Origin of the sequence: Luteibacter yeojuensis (genome assembly GCF_000964085.1) — a bacterium.
Lineage (GTDB): Bacteria > Pseudomonadota > Gammaproteobacteria > Xanthomonadales > Rhodanobacteraceae > Luteibacter > Luteibacter yeojuensis_A.
On sequence record NZ_JZRB01000026.1, the window covers coordinates 16,848 to 39,953 of the forward strand.

A 23,106-nucleotide genomic window follows, 5' to 3' on the forward strand; every position below is an offset into this window, starting at 1 on the left:
ACTTGCACGAGGTTCCACCCATGATCACGGTCGAATTCCAGGGCAGCCGAAAGCTCATCGAGGCGATCGACAACGCGGTCGCCCAGGCCACCACGCCGGCGATCACCGACACCCTGCGCAAGTCGCTCTGCCAGCTCATCCGCTCGCAGGAAGTGGTGCTGCCGGCCAGCGTCTTCGAGGCCTTCGGCGACCACTACGGCCGCCGCGAGCTGTACCGCAGCGACGAGCACGGCTACAGCGTCGTCGCCATGACCTGGGGCCCCGGCCAGGGCACCAAGATCCACGACCACGACGGCATGTGGTGCGTCGAAGGCGTCTGGAATGGCGCCCTCGAGATCGTCCAGTACGAGCTCATCGAGCACGACGCGGCCCGCTACCACTTCCGCCCGGTGGGCTCCATCGAGGCCGGCCCGGGCTCCGCCGGCAGCCTCATCCCGCCGCATGAGTACCACACCATCCGAAACCCCAGCGACGAGGCCGTGGCGGTCAGCCTGCACATCTATTCGGGCCGCATGACCCAGTGCGCGGTGTTCGATCCGCAGGGCGATGACTGGTATGTGCGCAACGAGCGCCAGCTGGGCCTCGACCGGGTGCACTGATTCCCGCATAATCGCCAGCCCATGCCGAAATGGCGGAACCGGTAGACGCGGCGGACTCAAAATCCGTTTGTAGAGATACAGTGTGGGTTCGAGTCCCACTTTCGGCACCAGTTGGATGAAAAAGCCTCCCGTCGTGGAGGCTTTTTTGTTGCCTGAACGACATGCCCGTGCAAATTGATGAAACTGCGATTTCTGGCTAAAGAGTGTCCATTCACCGCCGATATGTGATCTGGGTCACAAATCTCAGGGGTGTTGCGATGATCGGTCGATGGATACGGCGGCAGCAGGCGATGCGGGGGAAGCTCGCCGCGCTGGACAAGGTGCAGGCGATCATCGAGTTCAAGCCGGATGGCACTGTGGTGCACGCCAATGCCCTGTTCCTGCAGACCATGGGCTACCGGCTGGACGAGGTGGTCGGCAAGCACCATCGGCAGTTCGTCGACCCCGCCGAGGCCGGCTCCACGGCCTATGCCGAGTTCTGGGAGCGCCTGCGCCAGGGCAACGCCGACACCGGCCTCTATCGGCGCCTGCACAAGCACGGCGGCGAGGTGTGGCTGCAATCCTCGTACAACCCCATCACCGACGCCTTTGGCCGGGTCACCGGCGTGGTGAAGTACGCCACGGACGTGACCGAACGGCGCCGGGCCGAGGCCGACATGGATGGCCGCCTCCGGGCCATCGACCGCGCCCAGGCCACCATCGAGTTCGCCCTCGACGGGACGATCCTCGACGCCAACGCCAACTTCCTCGCCGCCATGGGCTACACGCTGGCGGAGATCCAGGGCCGCCACCACCGCATGTTCGTCGACCCGGCAGAGGCCGCGGGCGACGCCTACGCCCAGTTCTGGGGCCGCCTACGCGAGGGCCACCATGAGAGCGCCCTTTACCGCCGTTTCGGTCGGGGCGGCCGCATCGTGTGGATCCAGGCCACTTACAACCCGATCCTCGACGAGCACGGCGCGCCCGTCCGTGTCATCAAGTACGCCACGGACATCACAGCGCAGACGATGGCCGCGCAGACCTTGCAGCGCGAGGTGGTGTCGCTGTCGCATGCGGTGATCGATAACGCCGAGAAGGCGGGGCGTGCGGAAGCCCTGGCAGGTGGCGCGCGCACCGCGGCTCAGCGCGGCGGCGGTGTCGTGGCCGACGTCGTGCGCACGATGGGCGAAATCCAGGACAGCACGCGTTCGGTCGAAGAGATCCTCGGCATGATCGACGCCATCGCGTTCCAGACCAACATGCTCTCGCTCAATGCCGCCATCGAAGCGGCGCGCGCGGGCGAGAGCGGCAAGGGGTTCGCCGTGGTCGCCGACGAGGTGCGCCAGCTGGCACTGCGCAGTGCGCACGCCTCGAAGCAGATCCACGCCCTCATAGGCGATGCGCGCGGCCGTGTCGATGAGGGTGCGCAGCTCGTCGGCACGGCGGGCGCGGTGATGCAGGAAATCCTCGGCGCCGTTGCCGACGTGACGCAAGTGACCGGCGCCATTGGCGAGAGCGCGCAGGTGCAGTCGAACGGCATCGAGCGGGTCAATGCGGCGGTGACGCAGCTTGAGAGCGTCTACGGGCGGCTCTAGACGGACTGCGCGCTAAGCACTTGCTTCTGTTGAGAAACATCTGCGTTGCACAGCATGAAAGTCGGCGGTATTGTCAGCACCAGATGGACGCATCTGCCGTCGAACCGGGAAGCCGGGCGACAAATCCTAGGGCCGCGGAAGCGGCCTTAGTTGTGTCTGGGATAAGGAAATCATGCATATTTGCTACATCGACGAGGGCGGATGCCCCGGGGTGCTACCGTCCGCAACGTCGGACATTCAACCTGCCCTGATCGTCGCCGGGCTCATCGTTCCGCATGAGCAAGTGGCGCGGATCACCGAACATTTCCTTCGCCTGAAGCTCGAGTTCAACCCGAAGCTTTGCGAACAGGGATGCCGGCATTGGCTCGACCTTGCGAAGGTCGAAATCAAAGGCTCGGAGCTTCGGCGAGGCATTCGGAAGGGCAACCGGAACAGACAGCGAGCTGTATTCACGTTCCTGGACAGGATCATCGCCCTGCTCATCGATTCGGGAGCCCGGCTCATCGCCTGCGTCTACATAAAGAAGCCAGGAGGCGAGTTCGACGGGAACAGCGTCTATAACGCTGCCATCCAGTCGATCAGTGCTGGCTTTGAGCGCTACCTCGATGAATATGCGGGCATTGGGGCGTTGATCGCAGACAGTCGTTCGGCGTCACAGAACTCGTCCGTTTCGCATTCCATCTTTACCCAGAAGTTCCGGCATGGTGGCGACGCCTATGGGCACATCGTCGAGGTACCTGCGTTCGGACACAGCGAGAACCACGCCGCCCTCCAGATTACTGACTTCCTCGTTTCCGCGATCCTTATGCCGATGGCGACCGTCACGTACTGTGCGGGCCACGTCGACAACGTCCACATGCACCCAAGGGATCGTCTGATCCTCAGCCATTACGCCAAGCCACTTCACGCGCTGCTGTATTCATCCAGTGCAGAGGGTGAGCCACACGACGGGATTACCGTCCGGGACGCTATCGCTAACCGCTCTGCGGCTCAGCTCCACACGATTGCCCGCGTTGCAGGGCCATTTGCCCAAGATGACAGCGTCAGCGACAAATGCCTACAGGCGGTGTAGGCATTCAGGAAGACGCGCTTGGTCTTTCGTCGCGCATTATTGAGCACATGATCGACTCAATCGAAATTGACGGCGTGCCTGCCGTTGTCCATTTTGACGCCGGAGCGGGCCTTTTCCGCGGCGAAATCACGCTTCCGCGCGGCAGCGCTGACTTTTTTGCCCCCGATCTCCCTTCCCTTCGCGAGGAAGGCAGGGTTTCCCTCAGGGTCCTCCGGGAGGCCCTGGCACGCCTCTAGCGAGCCGCCACCGGCGCCGGGTACTCCGTCGTTGTCTCGAACTCGGCGAAGGGCTGCGAGGCTTCGCGCAGGTTGCCCAGCGGCACGCGTTCGGCCACGCCCATGAGGCGGGCGCGGAGCGCGGCCACTTCGCGGATCTTCTCCGAGGCGGCGAACGAGTACTCGTTGGTCATTTCGAACGCGGCGACGACGTTGCCGTCTTCGCTGCGCATGATCCACGGCCGGCGCGCCGTGATGAGCCCGGCCCGCTGCATGGCCTCGTAGACCTCGAGCAGGATGGCGATGACAAGGTCCGTGCGGCCCGGGAACGGGCGGTAACCCACGATGATGGATGTCGCCAAGGTGGATGCCTCTTCCGTATTAATGAACGTGACAAGCATCCGCAGGTGCACCCGGCGGCGTCAAGCCGGGCTACCTGTCAATTCGGCAAAACCGGTGCGTGGTTTATAGCTCGCGCGCCACGCGGAAGCCAACACGCGCGCTGCGCAGGTCGGCCGACGCCCCCTGGCGGTACGCCGAACGCACCTGTTCGGGCGCGCTACCCCATGAGCCGCCGCGGATGACGCGGCGGCCGCAGCCCGGGTTCACCCAGGCCTCGCCCGTGCGCGGCGCGCGGATGTAATTGTCGTGCCAGCAATCGGCTACCCATTCGGAGACGTTGCCGCCCATGTCGTACAGGCCGAACGGGTTGGTGGCGAAGCTCATCACCGGCGCCGGGCCCCAGTAACCGTCCTTGTAGCCATTGAACGCGTTGCTCCAGCGACGGCCCGAGCCCGAGCGGTCGTTGCCGCCGGTAAGGTTTTCGACCTTCGACGACGGCGGGCCGTCGCCCCACCAGTAGCGGGAGGTGGTGCCGGCCCGCAGGGCGTACTCGAATTCCGCTTCGCTGGGCAGGCGGTAGGTTTTGCCCGTGCGCTGTGAAAGCCAGTCGGCGTAGGCCTTGGCGTCGTTCCATGACAGGTTGACCACCGGCAGGCGGTCCTGGCCGGCCTTGCCGGCGTAATCGTCCTGCCAGGTGGCCGAGGAGTCGTCGCGCAGGCCGCCGCTTTGCTCGTCATAGACGCTGCTACCCATGGACTGGGATTGCGGCACGTAGCCGCTGGCGCGGACGAAATCGCGGAACTGGCCGATGGTGATGGCGCTACGGGCCATGGCGAAGCCCTTGCCCATCTCCACCTCGTGCGATGGCGCCTCGTTGCCATCGTGGCCGGCTTCGCCGTCGGGCGAGCCCATCATGAACTTGCCCGTGGGCACGACGACCATGGCCGGCGCCTGGCCGGTGGAATCCACGAAGCGGTCGGCGAATACCTGGCCCGGCTTGTAGCTGGCATACAGCTTGGCGTTGGTGACGCGCTCGTTGAAGTCGTCGATGCCGGCAAGATCGGGGCTGATCGCCTGCGCCTTCGTCGCCAGCTGCTGCGCGAGTTCGATGTTGCCGCCGTCGAGCGCGGAACGCGCCTGCGCGAGCACGCCCGCGCCGCTCTGCCGGCGCATGCCTTCGATGCGGCCGCGCGTGTCCTGCAGGGCCTGCGAGCCGGGCTCGATGGTGGCGGCCTCGGCCAGCGCGTTATCGGCGCCCGCGAAATCGTTTTGCGCCACGGCGGCGAGCGCGCGGTCGAGCACCACGTGCTGCACTTGGCTGATCCCCTGCACGGCCACGGCGTTCTGCGGATCGAGCTGGAGCACCTGGTGGTAGGTGTCCAGCGCGCTATCGCCACGCGGCGCGTTGGCGCGGCCGGCCTGCAACTGGCTCGCGGCGGTGGTGAGCAGCGGACGCACCTTGTCGAGCACGGCCAGCTGCTGCTGCAGCGGCTGCACGTCCTTCGCGCTGTTGGGCAGGCCCTTCAACGCGGCCAGTGAATCGCGCGCCGCGTCCGCATCGCCCAGCGCGATATCCTGCTCGATCTCCGCGGCCAGGCGGGCACGGATCTCGTCCATGCCGGCCAACGCACGCTGGCTGTCCGCCTTTTCCTTCAAGACACTGCCATAGAGCGTGGCCGCGCTGTCCTTGCCGCCCACGAGGCGGTCGGCGGCAAGCGCCTTGTCGGCGCGATCGAGCAACGCGGTGAGCTCGGGCGAATCGGGCGTGGCCTGCGGCGGCAGCTGTACCTCGGTGGTCTTCTCGCGGCGCCGCGCGGCGATGACCGAAGCCGGCGCGAGCACCAACGGCGGGCCGGCATCCACCTCCGATGCCACGGCCTGCGGTGCCGCCTGCGGCCGCTGGTCGAAGCCCATGGTGCCCGGCTGGCTGCGCGAGGGCGTGCGGGCCGCCTGCTGGCCCGGATCGACATGCAGGGCTTGCGGGAAGAAGTGGTAGAACAGCGCGAAGCCGAGCACGGCCACGCCCATCGCGCCGCCAATGGCGCGCTGTCGGCGGACGGTCTCGGTGTTGGGCATGGTGGGCGGTTCCGCGTGAGCCTGCTATCGTGCGGTGTCACCTTAGGGAATCGTGCGCTGCAGGGCAACACGCGCGCACGGCCCCGTTAATCTACAAGGAAGCCCCATGTCATCGAGCGCACTCGCTCCCGCCGCCCCATGGATCGATCGCCGCGACGACCTGGCCACGTGGCTTGCGCCGGTGGGCGCGGCCGCGGTCGTCGGGCTCGATACCGAGTTCATGCGGCGCAACACGTTCTATCCGCAGCTCGCGCTGCTCCAGCTCGCCCACGAGGGGCGCTACGCCCTTATCGACCCCCTCGCCTTCCCCTTCGGCGACGCCCTGCGGCCCACGTTCGCCGAGCAGCCCGTCGTCACCGTGATGCACAGCGCGGGCGAGGATCTCGAGGCCATGGCACCGTACTTGCCCGACGGCCCGCACACGCTGTTCGATACGCAGATCGCGGCAGCCTTCGTCGGCATGGGCCTGGGCATCAGCTACCGCGCGCTCGTCGCCGAACTCGTCGGCGCCGAACTTGACAAGGGCGAAACGCGCAGCGACTGGCTGCAGCGCCCGCTCACCGAATCACAAAAACTGTACGCCACGCTCGACGTCGTACACCTTCATCCCGTGCACGCCATCCTCAGCGAGCGCCTCGCCGAGCGCGGCCGCGCCGCGTGGCATGCCGAGGATTGCGCGCGCATGAAGCGCCGCGCCAGCCAGCGCGAGGGCGACCCGCAGCCGCAGCGCGGCTTCAAGCCCGCGGCGGAATGGGCGGCCGACCGCCAGGCCCTGCTCCGCCGCGTGCTGCGCTGGCGTGAGAAAACGGCGCGCGCGCTCGACAAGCCCCGCTCGTGGCTGCTCGAAGACGCCCACGCGCTGGAGCTCGTCGGCAAGATCCCTTCAAGCACCAGCCAGCTGGAAGAGCTGACCCGCGGCACGCGTTCCCTGCGCGGGCCGCAGCGCGAGGAGCTCTACGAGCTTCTGCACCGCCCGGTGGAACCGGAGGAAATCGAGGCCACGGCCCCGGTCGTCGGCCACCCGGTGGGCGACGCCAAGCGCGCCATCAACGATATGCGCAGCGCGGTCGATACCCTCGCCACCCAGCTCGATCTCCCGCCCGGCCTGCTGTGCTCCCGCAAAACGATGGAGGAGTACGTCATGACCGGCGGGCAGTGGCCGGAGGCCCTGGAGGGCTGGCGCCGCGAGGTGCTGTTCGAACGGTTGTCGGCGTTGTTGCCGGGCTGATCGCCGGGGACTTGGCGCCCCGGCCCCGCCCCTGCTAATATCCACCGCTCATGTGGGGCCATAGCTCAGCTGGGAGAGCGCGTCGTTCGCAATGACGAGGTCGGGAGTTCGATCCTCCCTGGCTCCACCACTTATCCAGGCACTGAAGCCCCGGGCGCCGCCCGGGGCTTTTTTGTTTTTGGTGCTACGCTCCCGCTCGCTACCCCGCCAGGCCGCGCGCCGCATGTCCTTCGACATCACGTTCGCCATCAAAGTGTTCACCGCGATGTTCGCCATCATGAACCCGATCGCGAACGTGCCGCTGTTCCTCTCGCTCACCGACGGCATCACCGACGCCGACCGGCGAAAGGTTGCGTGGACGGTGCTGTTCACCGTGGCGGTGGGCTGTGTCGTCAGTGCGGCTGGGGGCGCCGCCATCCTGGGCATCTTCGGCGTCTCGGTGAACGACTTCCGCCTCGCGGGCGGCGTCATGGTGTTCCTCATCGCGCTGTCGATGCTGCACGGCACGCCGAGCAGCCAGCACGCGCCCACGGTGTCGGAGGCCGAGGCCATGGCGGCGGCCGAGGATGTCGCGGTGTATCCCCTGTCGATCCCCCTGCTGCTGGGCCCCGGCGCCATCGCCACGCTCATCGTGCTGGGCCAGACCGCGCGCAATACGAACATGGCGCTGGCCTTCGCCGTGGGGCTGGGCGCGTTCCTCATCGTGCTGGCGATATCGCTGCTGGGCGCGCCCTACGTCGCGCGCTACCTTTCGCCCAAGGCGGTGGGCATCGCGCGCCGCCTCATGGGCATGATCCTCGCGGCCATCGCCGTGCAGATGATCGTCTCGGGCATCCGCAACGCGTTCCCCGCGCTGGGCGCGTGAGCTAGCCGGCGAAGCGTGCCCGGTACGCTTGCGGGCTGGTGCCGAGCTTGCGGCGGAAGTGGTGGCGCATCGTCACCGCCGTGCCGAAGCCGGCCTGCCCGGCGATGCGATCGATCGGCCACGTCGAGCTTTCGAGCAGTTCGCGGGCACGGTCGACGCGCGCACCGATGAGCCAATCCGCCGGCGTGCTACCCGTCGCCGCCTTGAACCGGCGCAGGAAGGTGCGTTCGCTCATCGCGGCCATGGCGGCCAGCTCGGCAACGGGCAGGTCATCGCCAAGTCGGCGGCGCATCGTATCCAGCAACGCCGCCATCGGATCGCGATCGCGCACAGCCACCGGCCGTTCCACGAACTGCGCCTGGCCCCCGTCGCGGTGCGGCGGGATAACGAGCCGCCGCGCGACCTGGTTGGCCACCTCGGGGCCGTGGTCGCGGCGCACCAGGTGCAGGCACAGGTCAAGCCCGGCCGCGCTGCCCGCGGATGAGAGCAACTGGCCCTCGTCGACATACAGGACGCTGGCGTCGACATCCACCGCCGGGTAACGCGCTTTGAGTTGCTGCGCGTACCGCCAGTGCGTGGCGACGCGCTTACCATCCAACAGCCCCGTGGCGGCGAGCACTGCGGCGCCCGAACAGATCGAGACCAGCCGCGCGCCACGCGCATGCGCGGAACGCAAGGCGGCGGTGATGGCCGCCGGCACCGGCACGTCGATGCCGGCCCAACCGGGGATGACCACCGTGCCCGCGGTGGCGAGCACGTCGAGCCCCGCCTCGGCACGCACCGTCGTGCCGTACTGGCCATGCACGGTGCGCTTTGTAGCGCACGTGGTGAACCGGTACCACCCCGGCCCGGCTTCGGGCCGGGCCAACCCGAACACTTCGCTCGCACACGCGAACTCAAACATGCACAGGCCGTCGTAGAGCAGCACGGTAACGAGCGGGCCAGATGGCCGGGGCTTTGGCATGATCTGATCGCATGATGGCGTTGCCGCCACTATGCCGCCTGCCACGCCCTCCCCACAATGGCTTCGTCCCCGATCCCGCCACGAGGCCCCGCCATGGACAACGCCGTTACCCGTGTACCCGCCGCCCCCGCTGACGATGCGGTGCGCCACTTCGAAGCCCAGTTCGCCTACGAAACCGATTGCTGGGATACCCACGCCGCGCTGGCGACACCCGAGCCCGGCTTCGTGCTCCTGGACGTGCGCAGCCCCGCGCTCTATGCGCGCGGCCACGTGCCCGGCGCCGTGAGCCTGCCCCACGGCAAGATCATCGCCTCGCGGATGGCGGCGTGGCCGGCCGGCACGCTCTTCGTCACCTACTGCGCCGGGCCGCACTGCAACGGTGCCGCCCGCGGCGCCGCAAAACTGGCAAGGCTGGGCTACCCCGTGAAGCTGATGGCGGGTGGCATCACGGGCTGGGTCGACGAGGGTTTCGCCCTCGTAACGTGATCCGGTTGGGGGAACGGGCACGCAAGGTTCATTGGCATCGCCTTTGCTTCTAGAATCCCAAGGGCCAACCGCGCGTCGGGCGGTTGGCGTTCCCCCACAGGTCACAAGGCACCATGCGAACCATCAACTCGACACCTCCGCGCAACGCGCGCGTGCCACGGGCGAGGCTGTGCCTTGCGTTGGCACTGGCGCTCCAGGCCCACGCCACGCTGGCTGCCACGCCCACGGACAGCCGCGACGCGCTCATGGCCCAGGTGCGGGATGAACGCGCCCAGGGGCACCGCGTGGACGCGCTGCGTCATCTCCAGGCCCTGCTCGACCGTTGGCCGGACGACCGCGAGGCGCGCGAGATGAACGTCGCCTTGTTGACGGAAATCGGCGCCACCACCCGCGCGCGCGAACTGGCCCCCGGCCAGCAGCCACCGCCATCCGCGCTTGACCTCGCGCGCCTGGAGGCTGACCACGTCACCCACGAGATCCGCTGGGCCAACGGCGAGCCCGCCAACCCGGCCGCGCCCTACGCCGAGGCCGACCAGGCCGTGGCGGACGCACGCCGCCTTGCCGACGACCCGTCGCTGCCGGCCGACCTGCGCCGGCGCGAAACCTTCGACCTGCTGGTGGCGCTCGACCAGGCCGGGCGCCCCGACGAGGCCATCCAGCGCTATGACGCGCTCAGGGCGGCCGGCGTCGAGCTGCCTGCGTACGCCGAGCGGGCCGTGGCCGATGCCATGCTGGTGCGCCGGCGCCCCGCGGAGGCCGCGCGCCTCTACGAATCCAGCATCCGCAAGGATCCTGGCCCGTACGCCGGCAGCGACATCGAACCGCGCATCGGCCTCATGTACGCCTACAACGAATCCGGCCAAACGACGAAGGCCTTCGCCACCATCGACGAGCTGGCCGCGAAGGAACAGCCGTGGGTGCGCGTCCGTGGCATCCGCCTGCCCATCCAGAACGCCCGCAAGGTGGATGCGGACCTCAACGCCGCCGTGCTGCGTGAATACGTGGGCATGCCGCGTGCCGCCTACGATCCGCTGTATGCGATGAGCCGCGAAGCGCCCATGAACACGCAGATCCGCCGCGAGCTGGGCAATGCCGAGCTCGCACGTGGCTGGCCGCGCCGGGCGCTCGACGACTTCCACATCGCCAGCACGCTCGACAGCCGCGACGTGAGCGCGCTGGTCGGCGAAGCGGAGGCCAATCGCGCCCTGAACGATTACGACGACGTGGACGCGCTGCTCGGCGTCGCGCAGACCATGGCCGACCGCAACGGCCGCGTCGACCGCGCCGTGCAGTCGTGGGATCGCCAACGCGGCTGGCAGTTCGATATCGGTACCGAGCAAGGCAAGGGCTCAAGCCCCGACTACGGCGACCGCGACGGCACCACGCAGGCCACGCTGGCCAGCCCGCTCATCGACGACCACTGGCGCGTGCTCGCGCTGGCCCGGTATTCCACCGCCGACCTGCCCGAGGGCGACGTGCGCCGCACGCGCTATGGCGTGGGCGTGCGCGGCTATGCGGAGGGCATCACGGCCTATGTGCAGGCGCTGCCTTCGGCCGATCGCTACGTGGGCAAGACGGCGCTGGAAGCCGGCTTCGACTGGTCGCTCAACGACTACTGGTCGGTGGCCGCGGACTACAGCACCGCCGGCGAAGACACCCCGTTGCGCGCGCAGTACTACGGTATCTCGGCGAAGACGCTCGATACCGCGGTGACCTGGCGTGCGAGCGAACTCACCCAGGCGCGCCTTGGCCTGTCGCGCGACACCTTCAGCGACGGCAACAAGCGCACCGGCTGGCTCGCTTCCTTCACCCAGCGCCTGCACACGGCACCGAACCTCACGGTGGACGGTGGCGTCGAACTCGGCGGCTCCTTGAACACCGACACCGACCGCCCCTACTTCAACCCGCGGCGCGACAACTCCTACGCGCTCACCGGCCGCCTCGAGAACCTGCTGGGCCAGTATTACCAGCGCGCCATCACGCAGCGCATCGACGTTGCCGTGGGCCAGTACGCCGAGAAGGGCTACGCCACCGACTGGATGGCCACCGTGCGCTATGGGCAGACGCTGCAGGCACGCGAAGGCCTGCGCTTCGGCTGGGCCATCGGCTGGCACAACCAACCCTACGATGGCCGCCGCGAGCATCGCGTCGTCCTCGACCTGACGCTCCACTGGGGAGAATGAGACCCATGCGCCCGCTGTTGCCTTTGCTCGCCCTGCTGGGGCTGGCCCTGCTCGCGCCCGCGCCCGCCGCCACCGCCCAGGCGGTGGCCCCGGCACGGCCGAACCTCATCGTGCTGGCGTACCACGACGTGCGCGACGACGTGGGCCTCGATGCCGACCGCGACCCCGACGCGACGAGCACCGACCACCTCGTCGCGCATTTCGACTGGCTCAAGGCCCATGGCTATAACGTCGTCGGCTTCGACCAGGTGAAGGAGGCCGCCCAGGGTGGCCGCCCGCTGCCGAAGGATGCCGTGCTGCTCACGTTCGACGACGGCCTGGAAAGCTTCTACACCCGCGTGTACCCGTTGCTGCGCGCCTACCACTACCCCGCGCTGGCCGCGGTGGTGGGTTCGTGGATCGACCTGCCCGAGGGCAAGCGCATGCCCTACAACGGCAGCGACTGCGACCGCAGCTGCTTCCTCACCTGGGAGCAGGTGAACGAGATGCAGAAGTCCGGGCTCATCGAGTTCGCATCGCACTCGTGGGGCCTGCACCAGGGCACGAACGCGAACCCCCAGGGCAACCAGATGCCCGCGGCCGGCTACCTGCGATACGACGCCGATACGAAGCACTACGAAACCGAGGGCGAGTACGCAGCCCGGCTGCGTGCCGACCTGTCGAAGAGCGCCGATGAAATCGCCGAACACACCGGCGTGCGCCCCCGCGCCATCGCCTGGCCGTACGGTAACTTCACCCGCGTGGGCCAGGACGTGGCCGCCAGCCTCGGCATGGGCATCTCGTTCAGCCTGGGCGATGCCGTGCCGTCGCTGGGCAGTGGCGGCACCATCCCGCGCCTCCTGGTCAGCGGCAACATCACGGCCAACCGCCTCGGCTGGCTGATGCGCCACCAGGCCCGCGTCGACGCCACGCGCGCCGTGCAGGTCGACCTCGACTACGTCTACGACCCCGACCCGGCGCAGCAGGACCGCAACCTGTCGAAGCTGCTCGACCGCATCAAGCGCATGCACCCCAGCCAGGTGTGGCTGCAGGCCTATAGCGACCCGGACGGTGACGGCGTGGCCGATGCCGTGTATTTCCCGAACCGCCACCTGCCCGTGCGCGCCGACCTGTTCTCGCGCGTCTCGTGGCAGCTGCGTTCCCGCGCCGGCGTGCGCGTCTACGCATGGATGCCGGTGCTCGCCTTCCGCTTCCCCGATGGCAAGGGCCTGCCCTCGATGGCCGGTGAGCCGAAGCCCGGCGGCGACCACTTCCGCCTCGCGCCGTACGACGCCCGCGTGAAGCAGATGGTGGGCGACGTGTACGAAGACCTCGCCATGCACACCGACGAAGCCGGCGTGCTGTTCTCCGACGATGCCTACCTGCGCGATACCGACCAGCTCGGCCCGTGGGCGAAGAACACGCCGGCGCAGAACACGCAGGCCCTTATCGACTTCACCCAGGCGCTCGCGGCGCGCATGAAGAAATGGCGCCCGCAGCTGCTCACCGCGCGCAACATGCTGGCGCGCCCGGTGCTGCAACCGAACGCCGAGGCGTGGACCGCACAGGCGCTTGGCGCATTCATCAAGGCCTACGACATGACCGCGATCATGGCCATGCCCCAGCTCGACAAGCAGGCCGACCGCCTGGGCTGGTATCGAAAACTCGTCGGCAAGGCGCTGCAGGAGCCCGGCGCCACCGACCGCGTGCTGTTCGAAGTGGCGACAACCGACTGGGCGACGAAAACGCCGTTCACGGCCCAGGCCATCGGCGACCGCCTGCGTGCCATGCAGGCCGCGGGTGCGCGCCACATCGGCTACTACCCCGACGATTTCCTCACCAACCATCCCGACCTGGAATCGATCCGGCCGTACATCTCGGCCTCCGATTACCCCTACCCGGCCCCCGCGCGATGAACCACGGCATCCTCCACTTCCTGCTCGAGTTCGCGTTCTTCTACCCGCTGGCCATGTCGCTGGTGTGGATGAGCGGCGGCGTCATCTACTACCTGCGCTGGGAGCGCAACGAGCCGCTGCGCGTCAAGCCGCCGGAGCTCGCCGCGTACCCCATGGTCACGCTGGTGGTGCCCTGCCACAACGAGGGCGAGCAGGTGCGCGAAACCATCGCCCACCTCGCCTCGCAGCAGTGGCCGAACTTCGAGATCATCGCCATCAACGATGGCTCCACCGACGACACCGGCGCGCAGCTCGACCAGCTGCTCGACCAGTACCCGAAGCTTCGCGTCATCCACATGGCATCCAACCAGGGCAAGGCCATGGGCCTGCGCGCGGCCGCCCTCGCCTCCAACGCCGATTTCCTCGTGTGCGTGGATGGCGATGCGCTGCTCGATGACTACGCCACGCACTGGATGGTGTCGCACATGCTCGATAGCCCACGCGTCGCCGCGGTGACGGGCAACCCGCGCATCCGCAACCGCTCCACGCTGCTGGGCAAGCTGCAGGTGGGCGAGTTCTCGTCCATCATCGGCCTGATCAAGCGCGCGCAGCGCGTGTATGGCCGCATCTTCACCATCTCCGGCGTCATCGCGTGCTTCCGCAAGAGCGCGCTGCACGATATCAATTACTGGAACACCGACATGGTGACCGAGGATATCGACGTCAGCTGGCGCCTGCAGATGCGCCACTGGGAAATCCGCTACGAGCCCAACGCGCTGTGCTGGATCCTCATGCCCGAAACCCTCCGTGGCCTGTGGAAGCAACGCCTGCGCTGGGCCCAGGGCGGTTCGGAAGTGTTGCTGCGCTACACGGGCAAGCTGCTGAAGTGGAGGCAGCGCCGCATGTGGCCGGTGGCCTTCGAGTATTTCACCAGCCTGGTGTGGTCGTACACCATGGGCACCATCATCGTGCTGTGGGCGCTGGGGCACCTGGTGGCACTGCCGCCGTCGCTGTACATCGAGACCCTGCTGCCGCAGTGGCATGGCGTGGTGCTCGGCATCATCTGCCTGCTGCAGTTCGGCATCAGCCTGCTGGTTGATCGCCGTTACGAGACGCGCATCGGCCGTAACTACTACTGGATGATCTGGTACCCGCTGGTGTACTGGATCCTCAACACCGCCACCTCCATCGTCGCGTTGCCCAAGGCGCTGCTCAAGCGCAAGGGCACGCGCGCGGTGTGGGTGAGCCCGGACCGGGGCCTGCGATGAAAGCCGAAGCCATTGTCATCCAGCGCCCGGAACGCCAGACGGGCGCGCAGAAAGCCCTCTTCGGGCTGGTCACCGTGGTGCTGTGGGTGGGCTGGGCCTTCCTGTGGCTACCGCTTATCACGCTTGGCGCCTGGGCCTACGGCATCCGCGACGCGCTGGCCCAGTTACACCTCCTCGACCCGATCACCGATGGCGGCGACATCGATATCGTGCTCATCGTGGCGTTCGCCAGCGCAGCCATCTTCACCGCGTGGTCGATGTACAACTACGCCCGTTTCGTTGGCAAGCAGAAGCGCCGCGGCAACTCGCCCGTGGGCGTGGCCGAGACCGCCGCCACCATCGGCGCCACCACCAACGATGCCGTGCGCCTGCAAGGCACCCGCCGCGCGGTGGTCAGCGTCTCCGACGAAGGCTTCATGACGCTGGACGACGCACGATGACCCCGCCCTAGTGCCATGTAGGAGCCCACCCCCGTGGGCGACAGCTCTTCGCGAAACGCTGTCGCCCACGGGCGTGGGCTCCTACATCTCACGTCGCGCGGAGCAGGAACACCCCGAAGGCCGGGCCTTCCGATATCCACTGCTGCTCCACGCCCCAGCCGGCTTCAGCGGCCAGCGCCGCGAAACTTTCCGGCGTGAACTTGTGCGAGTTCTCGGTGTGGATCGTTTCGCCAGCGGCGAAATCGAAGCGCTGGCCGGCGACGGTGGCCGTCTGCGCCACCGTGCTTTCCAGGTGCATCTCGATGCGTGAGCGCGCCGCGTTCCATACGGCGCGGTGCGCGAACGCCCCTACGTCGAAGTCGCCGCCCAGTTCACGGTTGATGCGGACCAGCACGTTGCGATTGAACGCCGCGGTGACGCCGTCGGCATCGTCATAGGCTGCCAGCAGCACGTCGACGGCCTTCACCTGGTCGGCACCGACGATGAAACGTGCGCCCGGGCCCAGGCGGCGGCGTACCGCGCGCATCAGTTCCACGGCTTCCGCCGGCTCGAAATTGCCGATGGTGGAGCCGGGGAAGAACGCGACCACCGGCTTGCCGGCCAGCGCGTCCGGCACCTCGATGCCCACGGTGAAATCCGCGACCACCGGCATGATCGCCAGCGATGGGTACGCCGGGCGCAGGCGTTCGGCCGCGCCCTGCAGCGCATCGGGGCTGATATCCACCGGCACGTAGGCCGACAGCGAAGGCGCGGCATCGAGCAACAGCCGCGTCTTGTCGCTGGCGCCACTGCCAAGCTCGAGCAACACGGCGCCGGGCGGGATAGCCGCTGCGAGCGCCGGCGCGATCGACGCGAGCAACGCCGTCTCGGTGCGGGTCGGGTAATACTCTGGCGTCTCGCAGATCGCTTCGAACAACGCGGAGCCCGCGCCGTCGTAGAAATACTTCGGCGAAAACGCCTTGGGCGATGCGGACAGGCCCGCCAGCGTATCGCGCAGGAACGCCTGGCGCCCTTCATCCTCTTGCACCGGCGCGAGATCGCGCGCAAGGCGCACGCCCGCGAACATCCAGCGCTGCCCGGGGCGGTAGAAGTTGCGGTACGACGGCCGTGAGTGCCCCGGCGGTGTCGCCATGGCGCCACCGCGCAGCACCATCTGGCCGTTCATGAACTTGCCGTTGTATTCGCCCACCGCATCGTCGGCGGCGCGGAACCCGGGGTACGGCGCATACGCGCTGGCCGTCCACTGCCACGCCGTATCGTCCACCTGGTCGAGGTCGTGGCGGCTGCGCACGGCGTGTTCCCACTCCGCCTCGGTAGGCAGCCGGGCGCCCGCGAAGCGCGCATAGGCCTCCGCTTCGTAATAGCTGACGTGCACCACGGCGGCATCCGGGTCCACTGCCTGCCAGCCACCCGGCGTCATGTGGAACCACGTATCGCCTTCGCGCTGCCAGTAGGCCGGCGCATCCCAGGCCTCGGCCTGGCACTGCGCCCAGCCATCGGAAAGCCAGAGCTCGGGGCGGCGGTAGCCACCCAGCGCCATGAAGGCCAGCCACTGCCCGTTCGTCACCAGCCGGTCGGCGAGCTCGAACGGCTCCAGCCACACCGTGTGGCGCGGCAGTTCGTTGTCGAAGGCGAACGGTTCGTCGGTGGCGCCGATGCGCACCGGGCCGCCCGCGACGCGGCGGAAACGCCCCGCCGGGCCAGCGGCCGTGGCGGGCCACGCCGGGTCGAAGGCCGGCTTCAGCGGCGACTGCGCGAAAAGGTGTTGCACGTCCATCACCAGCAGTTCCTGGTGTTGCTCCTCGTGCGCCAGGCCCAGCCTGAGCAGGGCTTCGCGCTCGGCATCAAGCCCCGCCGCGATGAAACGGCGCATGTGCGCGTCGACGTGTGCGCGGTAAGCACGCACCTGCTCGACGCCGGGCCGCGTGACCAGGCCACGCATGGGCCGCGGATGCCGGGGGCCGACGGCTTCGTAGTACGAATTGAAGAGATAGCCGTACGTCGCGTCGAACACCTCGTAACCGGGTACGTTCGGGCCAAGCAGGAAGGTTTCGAAGAACCACGTGGTGTGCGCGAGGTGCCACTTCGCCGGGCTGGCGTCGGGCATCGACTGCGCCTGCATGTCTTCGGGTTGAAGGGCAGCGACGAGGGCGTCGGTGCGCGCGCGTACCGCGTCGTAGCGTGCGGCGGGGGAACGCGGGCCCGCGGATGCCGCCGTGGCGGCGACGCCCGCGGTGCCCGTGGTACAGGTATCGAGGATGGCTTGCATGCGTGGGCTCCGGCGGCTTAGTCGGGCGTGTGCTCGATCGTCACGCGGTCGGGGTAGAAGGCGAGGTGGCCGCGAATGGCGGCGACCGCCTCGCTTGGCGTCTCGTAGGTCCAGATGGCGTTCGTGGCCCGTTCGCTGTCGCCAGGCAGGCTGTAATACGCGGCCTCGCCCTTGTACGGGCACCAGGTGGTGCTGGTCGAGCGGCGCAAGGCCGCCATGTCGGCGTCCTCCCGCGGCAGGTAGAACACGGCGGGGTAGCTGGCCTCCTTGAGGCTCAGCGCGCGCCGCGTGGTCGCGATAATGTGTTCACCATCACGCACCACCACCCGCCCGCGGACGGGCGTGATGCTGATCGGGTGGTCGGGGCCGGGGATCCTGACGGGGCGGGAGGACATCGCACTCTCCTTCGTGGCGGGCGGTCAGGCCAACCATCGTGGGACCACGACGGGGCCATGCCAAGCCAACAAACTGGAAAAGGTGAAATGTCCCGCAGGCACAAATGCCGGGATTGGCGATTCCTGACCTACGCGGGCCGGGTGAAACGGTAGTGGCACACGCCCCATTCCGAGCCGCCGGCGTAGCCGAACAACTCCGCGCACGCCATCCAGAACATGCGCCAGCGCTGGAACCACAGGCGCGCGGCGGGGCCATAGGCCTCGGCGAGCACGGCCATCACCGCCGCCTGCTGGCTATCCTGCCGGGCCAGCCAGTGGTTGGCGGTACGCTCGTAATGCGTGCCATCGAGCACCCAACGGCCCTCGATGCGCAGGTCGTCCTGGAACCACAGCAGCGTATCGGCCGCGGGCATCAGGCCGCCGGTGAAGAAGTGCCGCGCCATCCAGTCGCCATCGCCGTCGGTATCGAACGGGTACATCAGCGTGCGGTGGGTGAAGATGTGCACGAATAGCTTGCCGCCGGGTTTCAGCCACCGGCCGATGCGGCCCAGCAGGGTGGCGTAGTTGCGCATGTGCTCGAACATCTCGATCGAAACGCAACGGTCGAAGTCGTTGTCCCGCAGGCTCAGGGTGTTCACGTCCGCGGTGATGACCTGCACGTTGCGCAGGCCAAGCGCGGCGCAACGGGCTTCGATATGCCGGCGCTGCGGCGCGGAATTGGAGACGGCGGTGATGCGTGCGTTCGGGTAGCGCTGGGCCATCCACAGCGTGAGCGAACCCCAGCCGCAGCCCAGCTCGAGGATGGCCTGGCCATCGGCCAGCTCCGCCCGCTCGCCATAGAGGGCAAGCATCGCCTCCTCCGCTTCGTCCAGCGTCATGTCCGGGCGCGGGTAGTAGCAGCTGGAATACTTCAAGCGCGCGCCCAGGCACAGCTCGAAGAATGCCGGCGGCAATTCGTAGTGCTGGCCGTTGGCGGCATCGGTATGGATGGCGACCTCGCTGTGGCGCAGCGATGCGATGAGGTCCTGGTACCGCGCCGCCTCGGCCTCGACGCCGCCGCGATGCCCGTCGGCCAGCCGCTGCGCGCACATCCGCCGTATACCCAGCCGCACAAGCGCATCAGGCAGGTGGCCGCGTTCGGCCAGGCCGAGCAGGCCCGGGGCCACGTCGTCTTCGCGGGCGTAGCCCGTGGTGCTGGCGATGGTAGTCATGCGTCCTCGCGCGAGTGCTTGGGGAACCAGGGGAAAAACATGGGTGTATCGCGTTGGTAGCGTGCGTATTCCTCGCCGCGCGTGCGCAAGGCCTGCTTCTCGGTCAGCGGCACGCCGCTCAGGAAGCGCACGAAGAGGAACATCACCACCGGTCCCGACCACGCCAGCCACGCCAGCGGCGAGCCGATGGCGAGGAACACGTAAGTGAACCAGTGCACGCACTCGAAGAAATAGTTCGGGTGCCGCGAGTACCGCCACAGGCCCTCGCGGCAGGTCTTGCCCTTGTTTGCCGGGTCGGCACGGAACCGCGCGAGCTGGCGGTCCGCCAGCGATTCGCCGGCGACACTGCCGACCCACGTCAGCACCGCCACCACCGCCCAGCCACCCGCGCCTTCCGCGTTCGCGGCCACCGCGATGAAAGGCACGGCGAACAGGCCCACCAGGAACGCCTGGAACTGGAAGAACGCGAAGAACTTGCCCTGGTGGCCGCCCCAGTGCTCGCGCAGCGCCCGGTAACGGCCATCCTCCGCTTCGCCGCGTACACGCCGCCACAAGTGCAACGCCAGCCGCGCGCCCCATGCGCCGCCCAGCACGGCCAGCAATACACGCGGCAGCGGCGCGCCCTGCCCCACGAGCGCCGTGAACAGCGCGGCGACGCCCAGCCCCGCGGCCCACAGGGCATCGACGATGCCGGCGTTGCGCTTGCGCCACTGCCACGCCCAGCCGCCGGCCATCACCCACGCGGCCACGAGCCAGAGGGTGAGCAAGGTGGGGAAGGTGTTCATGGCGACGTGCCCGGCCGGGCGAACAGCAGGTGCGACACGCCGATGGAGCGCTCGAGGAACCCGCCCTCGCAATACGCGAGGTAGAACTCCCACAGCCGCAGGAACCGCTCGTCGAAGCCTTGCGCGCGCGCCTCCGCGCGCGAGGCCATGAAGCGTACGCGCCACGCGTGCAGCGTGCGCGCGTAGGAGAGCCCGAAATCGGCCTGCCGCATCAGGGCGAGGTCGCTGGTCCGCGCCTTCGCGGCGAGCATGGCGCTGATCGAGGGGATGAAGCTGCCCGGGAAGACATAGCGTTTGATGAAGTCCACGGCGCTCAGGGCCTGCTCGTAACGGTGGTCCTCGATGGTGATGGCCTGCAGCAGGGCTTGCCCGCCCGGGCGCAGCAGCGCGCCAAGCTTGCCGAAATACGTGTCCAGGTAGGCCGCGCCGATCGCCTCGATCATTTCGATCGACACCAGCTTGTCGTACTGCCCTGTGAGGTCGCGGTAATCCTCCAGCAGCAGCGTGACCCGGTCGCCCAGCCCCGCCTCGGCCACGCGCTGCGTGGCCAGCGCGTGCTGCTCGCGCGAGATCGTGGTCGTGGTGACATGGCAGCCGTAGTGCCGCGCGGCGTGCAGGGCGAAGCCACCCCACCCCGTGCCGATCTCGACGACGCGATCGCCGGGCTTCAGGTCAAGCCACTGGCATACGCGATCGAGCTTGCGCCGCGACGCTGCCTCGAGGGTGTCGTCCTCGCCTTCCCACAGCGCCGACGAATACATCAGGTCGGCCGACAAGAACAGGCTGAAGAAGTCGTTGCCCAGGTCGTAGTGCGCCGCGATATTGCGCCGGCTGCCATCGCGGGTGTTCCGGCGCAGCGCCGCCCACGCCTGCATGGCCCAGCCACCTACCCGCGCCATGCCGCCTTCCATGCCATCGAGCAGGTCGCGGTTGCGCACCAACAGGCGCACCAGGCCCACCAGGTCGTCGCAGGCCCAGTGGCCATCCATGAAAGCCTCGCCCGCACCGACGCTGCCGTTGCCAGCCACGGTGCGGTAGAACGCCATGTCGTTGACCGTCACATGGACCACGCGCGGGTCGCGCGCGTCGCCCAGCGAAAGCGTGCCAAGGGCATCGGTGATGACGAGGCGCCCTTCGCGCAGGGGCGCCATGCGCGCCAGCAACTGGCGGCGCAGGAACCGCAGGCCACGGCCCACCGGTGCGTGGGCGGCGTCATTGGCGATGGCGTTCATAAAGCCCCTTCGGCGCATGGCCTGGATGGTCATGGACAGGGTTGCGCTTCAGCCACAGGCGCAACGCCTCGATATGGATGGCGCCGATGACCTTGGCGGTCATCAGCGGGTAGCGCCACAGCACGCGCGCCAGCGACGCCCCCGTGAGCGACCGGCGCGAAAGCGCCAGGTGCGCATCGAACTCGCGTTCGCCATCACGCAACACGTCCATGTGCACGCCCAGGCGCGCGCCCGGTTGCGTGAAGCGCCAGCGATACGTGCGCTCCATCGGCATAAAGGGCGAGACGTGGAACGCCTTCGCGAACGTCGCATCGATCGCATGGCCGTCGGTGCCGGTAGCCGCCTGCACGTACGCGTGGCGTTCGCGCCACGGGGTGTTGGTGATCTCGGACAGCACCGCCGCCAGCGTCTCGCCATCGGCCTCGTAGCAGTAATAGAAGCTCACGGGGTTGAACACGTAGCCGGCGTAGCGCGGGTGCGCCAGCAGCCGCACGGGGCCCGCCGGCCGTCGGCCCAGGGTGTGCGCCACGCGATCGCGCACGGCATCGGCCAGCGGCACCTCGGGGGCGCCGAAGTAATCGGCCCGGCGGAATTCGGCGAGGTTGCGGCGGTTGGCCGACCAGAACCAGCGGCCGGCGAACACCGCGTCCACCTCGTCAAGGTCGAGCCACAGCTGTGCCATGCGGTAGCGGAACGCGTGCGGATGCGGCGCGTGGCGCCGGTGGGTCACGATGCCCTCGTACACGGCGCTGGCGAAACGCTCGCTCATGCCGCCACCGGCCGCATGCCGACGACGCGTTCGAATGTCGCGGCCATGTCCATGGCACTGCGGATGCCATCCTCGTGGAAGCCCCAGCCCCAGTACGCCCCGGCGAACCAGGTGCGGCGGTGGCCCTGGATCTCGCCGCGGCGCGCCTGCGCCTCGACCGAGGCATGCGAATACACCGGGTGATGGTAGACCATGCGGCGGAGCACCTTCGACGGATCGATCGCGTCGCCGCGGTTGAGGGTCACGACGAAGGGCTGGGGCGACTCCACGCGCTGCAGCAGGTTCATGCAATAGCTGACGGTGCATGCCTCGCCCGGCGTCGCGGGTACCCAGGCGTTCCAGGCGGCCCAGGCCCTGCGCGAGCGGGGCAGCACGCTGGCATCGGTGTGCAGCACGGTCTCGTTAGCCTGGTAGCGCATGGCGCCAAGCACGGCACGCTCCAGCGGGTCGGCATCGGCGAGCAGCGCAAGCGCCTGGTCCGAGTGGCAGGCCAGCACCACTTCGTCGAACGCCTCGGTGCCACGCGTGCTGGTGACATCAACGCCGTTCACGTGGCGGCGCAGCGCGTGCACGGGGGTGGAAAGATGCTCGCGCACCTTCCAGCGCGCGCGCAGGGCGTCGACGTAGCGTGCCGAGCCGCCCGTGACGACGCGCCACTGCGGCCGGCCGGAAACCTGCAGCATGTGGTGGTTCGCCATGAACTGCACCAGGTACTTCGCCGGGAACCCGAGGATGCCCGATGACGGCGACGACCACAGCGCGCAGGCCATGGGAACGAGATGCTCGTCACGGAACATCGCCCCATAACCGCCTTCCGCCAGGTATTCGCCCAGCGTGGGGCCCGGGCCCTCCACGGCGAGCAGCGCCGGCGCCTCGCGGTAGAAGCGGAACAGGTCGCGCAGCATGCCGTGGAACCGCGGCGAGACAAGGTTCCGGCGCTGGCAGAACAATCCATTGAGCGAGGTGGCGTTGTATTCGAGGCCCGTGGCCTCGCTACGCACCGCGAAGCTCATGGTGGTGGGCTGCGTGGCGACGCCCAGTTCCTCGAAGAACGCCGTGAGAAGCGGATAGTGCACGGGGTTGTGCACGATGAAGCCGGTATCGATGTCGTACGTGCGCCCGGCCTGCGCCACGCGGTGCGTGTGCACGTGGCCGCCGAGGTAATCGCCCGCCTCGAACAGTTCCACGTCATGGTGGCGCGACAGCACCCAGGCGGATGCCAGCCCCGCGATGCCTGACCCGACGACCGCCACGCGCAC

General features: G+C 68.3%; 20 protein-coding genes and 2 tRNA genes. 12 read left to right on the forward strand and 10 right to left on the reverse strand.

The annotated features are described in order from the left end of the window. Positions 1–20: 20 nt before the first annotated feature. From VI08_RS12705 to VI08_RS12720, 4 genes are all read left to right on the forward strand, one after another. The gene (locus tag VI08_RS12705; RefSeq protein WP_045829970.1) at positions 21–599 is read left to right on the forward strand and encodes a cysteine dioxygenase family protein; all 579 of its coding nucleotides are present in this window, start codon (positions 21–23) and stop codon (positions 597–599) included. 23 nt (positions 600–622) lie between these two features. Further along, a tRNA-Leu gene (locus VI08_RS12710) sits at positions 623–709 on the forward strand. Positions 710–856: 147 nt separating this feature from the next. Next, positions 857–2,173 (forward strand): methyl-accepting chemotaxis protein, encoded by a 1,317-nt coding sequence (locus tag VI08_RS12715; protein ID WP_045829971.1) that lies wholly within the window; start codon positions 857–859, stop codon positions 2,171–2,173. 172 nt (positions 2,174–2,345) lie between these two features. Then, the gene (locus tag VI08_RS12720) at positions 2,346–3,245 is read left to right on the forward strand and encodes a DUF3800 domain-containing protein (RefSeq protein WP_052697896.1); all 900 of its coding nucleotides are present in this window, start codon (positions 2,346–2,348) and stop codon (positions 3,243–3,245) included. Between the two features lie 232 nt (positions 3,246–3,477). Here the strand turns inward: VI08_RS12720 and VI08_RS12730 are convergent, their stop codons facing one another. Both VI08_RS12730 and VI08_RS12735 read right to left on the reverse strand, forming a co-directional pair. Further along, positions 3,478–3,822 carry a hypothetical protein gene (locus VI08_RS12730; RefSeq protein ID WP_157006734.1) on the reverse strand — a complete coding sequence of 115 codons (345 nt, stop codon included), beginning with the start codon at positions 3,820–3,822 and terminating at the stop codon, positions 3,478–3,480. 103 nt (positions 3,823–3,925) lie between these two features. Continuing rightward, entirely contained in the window at positions 3,926–5,878 is a 1,953-nt protein-coding gene (locus VI08_RS12735; RefSeq protein WP_045829974.1) for a formylglycine-generating enzyme family protein, read from the reverse strand. Positions 5,879–5,984: 106 nt separating this feature from the next. On the opposite strand from VI08_RS12735, the gene rnd reads away from it, so the two are divergent. The 3 genes from rnd to VI08_RS12750 all read left to right on the forward strand — a co-directional run bounded on the left by rnd (position 5,985) and on the right by VI08_RS12750 (position 7,971). Further along, positions 5,985–7,106, forward strand: coding sequence for a ribonuclease D (rnd, locus tag VI08_RS12740; RefSeq protein WP_045829975.1), 1,122 nt, complete (start codon positions 5,985–5,987; stop codon positions 7,104–7,106). Between the two features lie 54 nt (positions 7,107–7,160). Beyond that, a tRNA-Ala gene (locus VI08_RS12745) sits at positions 7,161–7,236 on the forward strand. Between the two features lie 93 nt (positions 7,237–7,329). After that, on the forward strand, positions 7,330–7,971 hold the full coding sequence (locus tag VI08_RS12750) for a MarC family protein (protein WP_045829976.1): 642 nt from the start codon (positions 7,330–7,332) through the stop codon (positions 7,969–7,971). 1 nt (position 7,972) lies between these two features. Here the strand turns inward: VI08_RS12750 and ftrA are convergent, their stop codons facing one another. Further along, positions 7,973–8,935: a transcriptional regulator FtrA gene (gene ftrA, locus VI08_RS12755; RefSeq protein WP_045829977.1), complete on the reverse strand. Its 963-nt coding sequence runs from the start codon at positions 8,933–8,935 to the stop codon at positions 7,973–7,975. Between the two features lie 93 nt (positions 8,936–9,028). On the opposite strand from ftrA, the gene VI08_RS12760 reads away from it, so the two are divergent. From VI08_RS12760 to pgaD, 5 genes are all read left to right on the forward strand, one after another. Next, positions 9,029–9,421 carry a rhodanese-like domain-containing protein gene (locus VI08_RS12760; protein WP_045829978.1) on the forward strand — a complete coding sequence of 131 codons (393 nt, stop codon included), beginning with the start codon at positions 9,029–9,031 and terminating at the stop codon, positions 9,419–9,421. Positions 9,422–9,534: 113 nt separating this feature from the next. Further along, positions 9,535–11,604 carry a poly-beta-1,6 N-acetyl-D-glucosamine export porin PgaA gene (gene pgaA / locus VI08_RS12765; protein ID WP_084621486.1) on the forward strand — a complete coding sequence of 690 codons (2,070 nt, stop codon included), beginning with the start codon at positions 9,535–9,537 and terminating at the stop codon, positions 11,602–11,604. A gap of 5 nt (positions 11,605–11,609) precedes the next feature. Then, positions 11,610–13,499, forward strand: a complete 1,890-nt coding sequence (gene pgaB / locus VI08_RS12770; RefSeq protein ID WP_052697897.1) for a poly-beta-1,6-N-acetyl-D-glucosamine N-deacetylase PgaB — start codon at positions 11,610–11,612, stop codon at positions 13,497–13,499. Then, positions 13,496–14,746, forward strand: a complete 1,251-nt coding sequence (gene pgaC / locus VI08_RS12775; RefSeq protein ID WP_045829981.1) for a poly-beta-1,6-N-acetyl-D-glucosamine synthase — start codon at positions 13,496–13,498, stop codon at positions 14,744–14,746. Before pgaB ends, pgaC begins: the two co-directional genes overlap by 4 nt. Continuing rightward, complete coding sequence (pgaD, locus tag VI08_RS12780) at positions 14,743–15,186, forward strand: poly-beta-1,6-N-acetyl-D-glucosamine biosynthesis protein PgaD (RefSeq protein WP_045829982.1); 444 nt, start codon at positions 14,743–14,745, stop codon at positions 15,184–15,186. Before pgaC ends, pgaD begins: the two co-directional genes overlap by 4 nt. Before the next feature lie 88 nt (positions 15,187–15,274). Here the strand turns inward: pgaD and egtB are convergent, their stop codons facing one another. The 7 genes from egtB to VI08_RS12815 form a co-directional block, all read right to left on the reverse strand. After that, positions 15,275–17,455: an ergothioneine biosynthesis protein EgtB gene (egtB, locus tag VI08_RS22455; protein ID WP_045829983.1), complete on the reverse strand. Its 2,181-nt coding sequence runs from the start codon at positions 17,453–17,455 to the stop codon at positions 15,275–15,277. A 17-nt stretch (positions 17,456–17,472) separates the two neighbouring features. Beyond that, positions 17,473–17,850: a DUF427 domain-containing protein gene (locus tag VI08_RS12790; protein WP_045829984.1), complete on the reverse strand. Its 378-nt coding sequence runs from the start codon at positions 17,848–17,850 to the stop codon at positions 17,473–17,475. A 128-nt stretch (positions 17,851–17,978) separates the two neighbouring features. After that, positions 17,979–19,061: an SAM-dependent methyltransferase gene (locus VI08_RS12795; RefSeq protein ID WP_045829985.1), complete on the reverse strand. Its 1,083-nt coding sequence runs from the start codon at positions 19,059–19,061 to the stop codon at positions 17,979–17,981. Beyond that, the gene (locus VI08_RS12800; protein ID WP_045829986.1) at positions 19,058–19,846 is read right to left on the reverse strand and encodes a DUF1295 domain-containing protein; all 789 of its coding nucleotides are present in this window, start codon (positions 19,844–19,846) and stop codon (positions 19,058–19,060) included. Before VI08_RS12800 ends, VI08_RS12795 begins: the two co-directional genes overlap by 4 nt. After that, complete coding sequence (locus VI08_RS12805) at positions 19,843–21,078, reverse strand: SAM-dependent methyltransferase (protein WP_045829987.1); 1,236 nt, start codon at positions 21,076–21,078, stop codon at positions 19,843–19,845. Before VI08_RS12805 ends, VI08_RS12800 begins: the two co-directional genes overlap by 4 nt. Continuing rightward, positions 21,059–21,847: a DUF1365 domain-containing protein gene (locus tag VI08_RS12810; protein WP_045829988.1), complete on the reverse strand. Its 789-nt coding sequence runs from the start codon at positions 21,845–21,847 to the stop codon at positions 21,059–21,061. Before VI08_RS12810 ends, VI08_RS12805 begins: the two co-directional genes overlap by 20 nt. Continuing rightward, positions 21,844–23,106 carry an NAD(P)/FAD-dependent oxidoreductase gene (locus VI08_RS12815; RefSeq protein ID WP_045829989.1) on the reverse strand — a complete coding sequence of 421 codons (1,263 nt, stop codon included), beginning with the start codon at positions 23,104–23,106 and terminating at the stop codon, positions 21,844–21,846. Before VI08_RS12815 ends, VI08_RS12810 begins: the two co-directional genes overlap by 4 nt.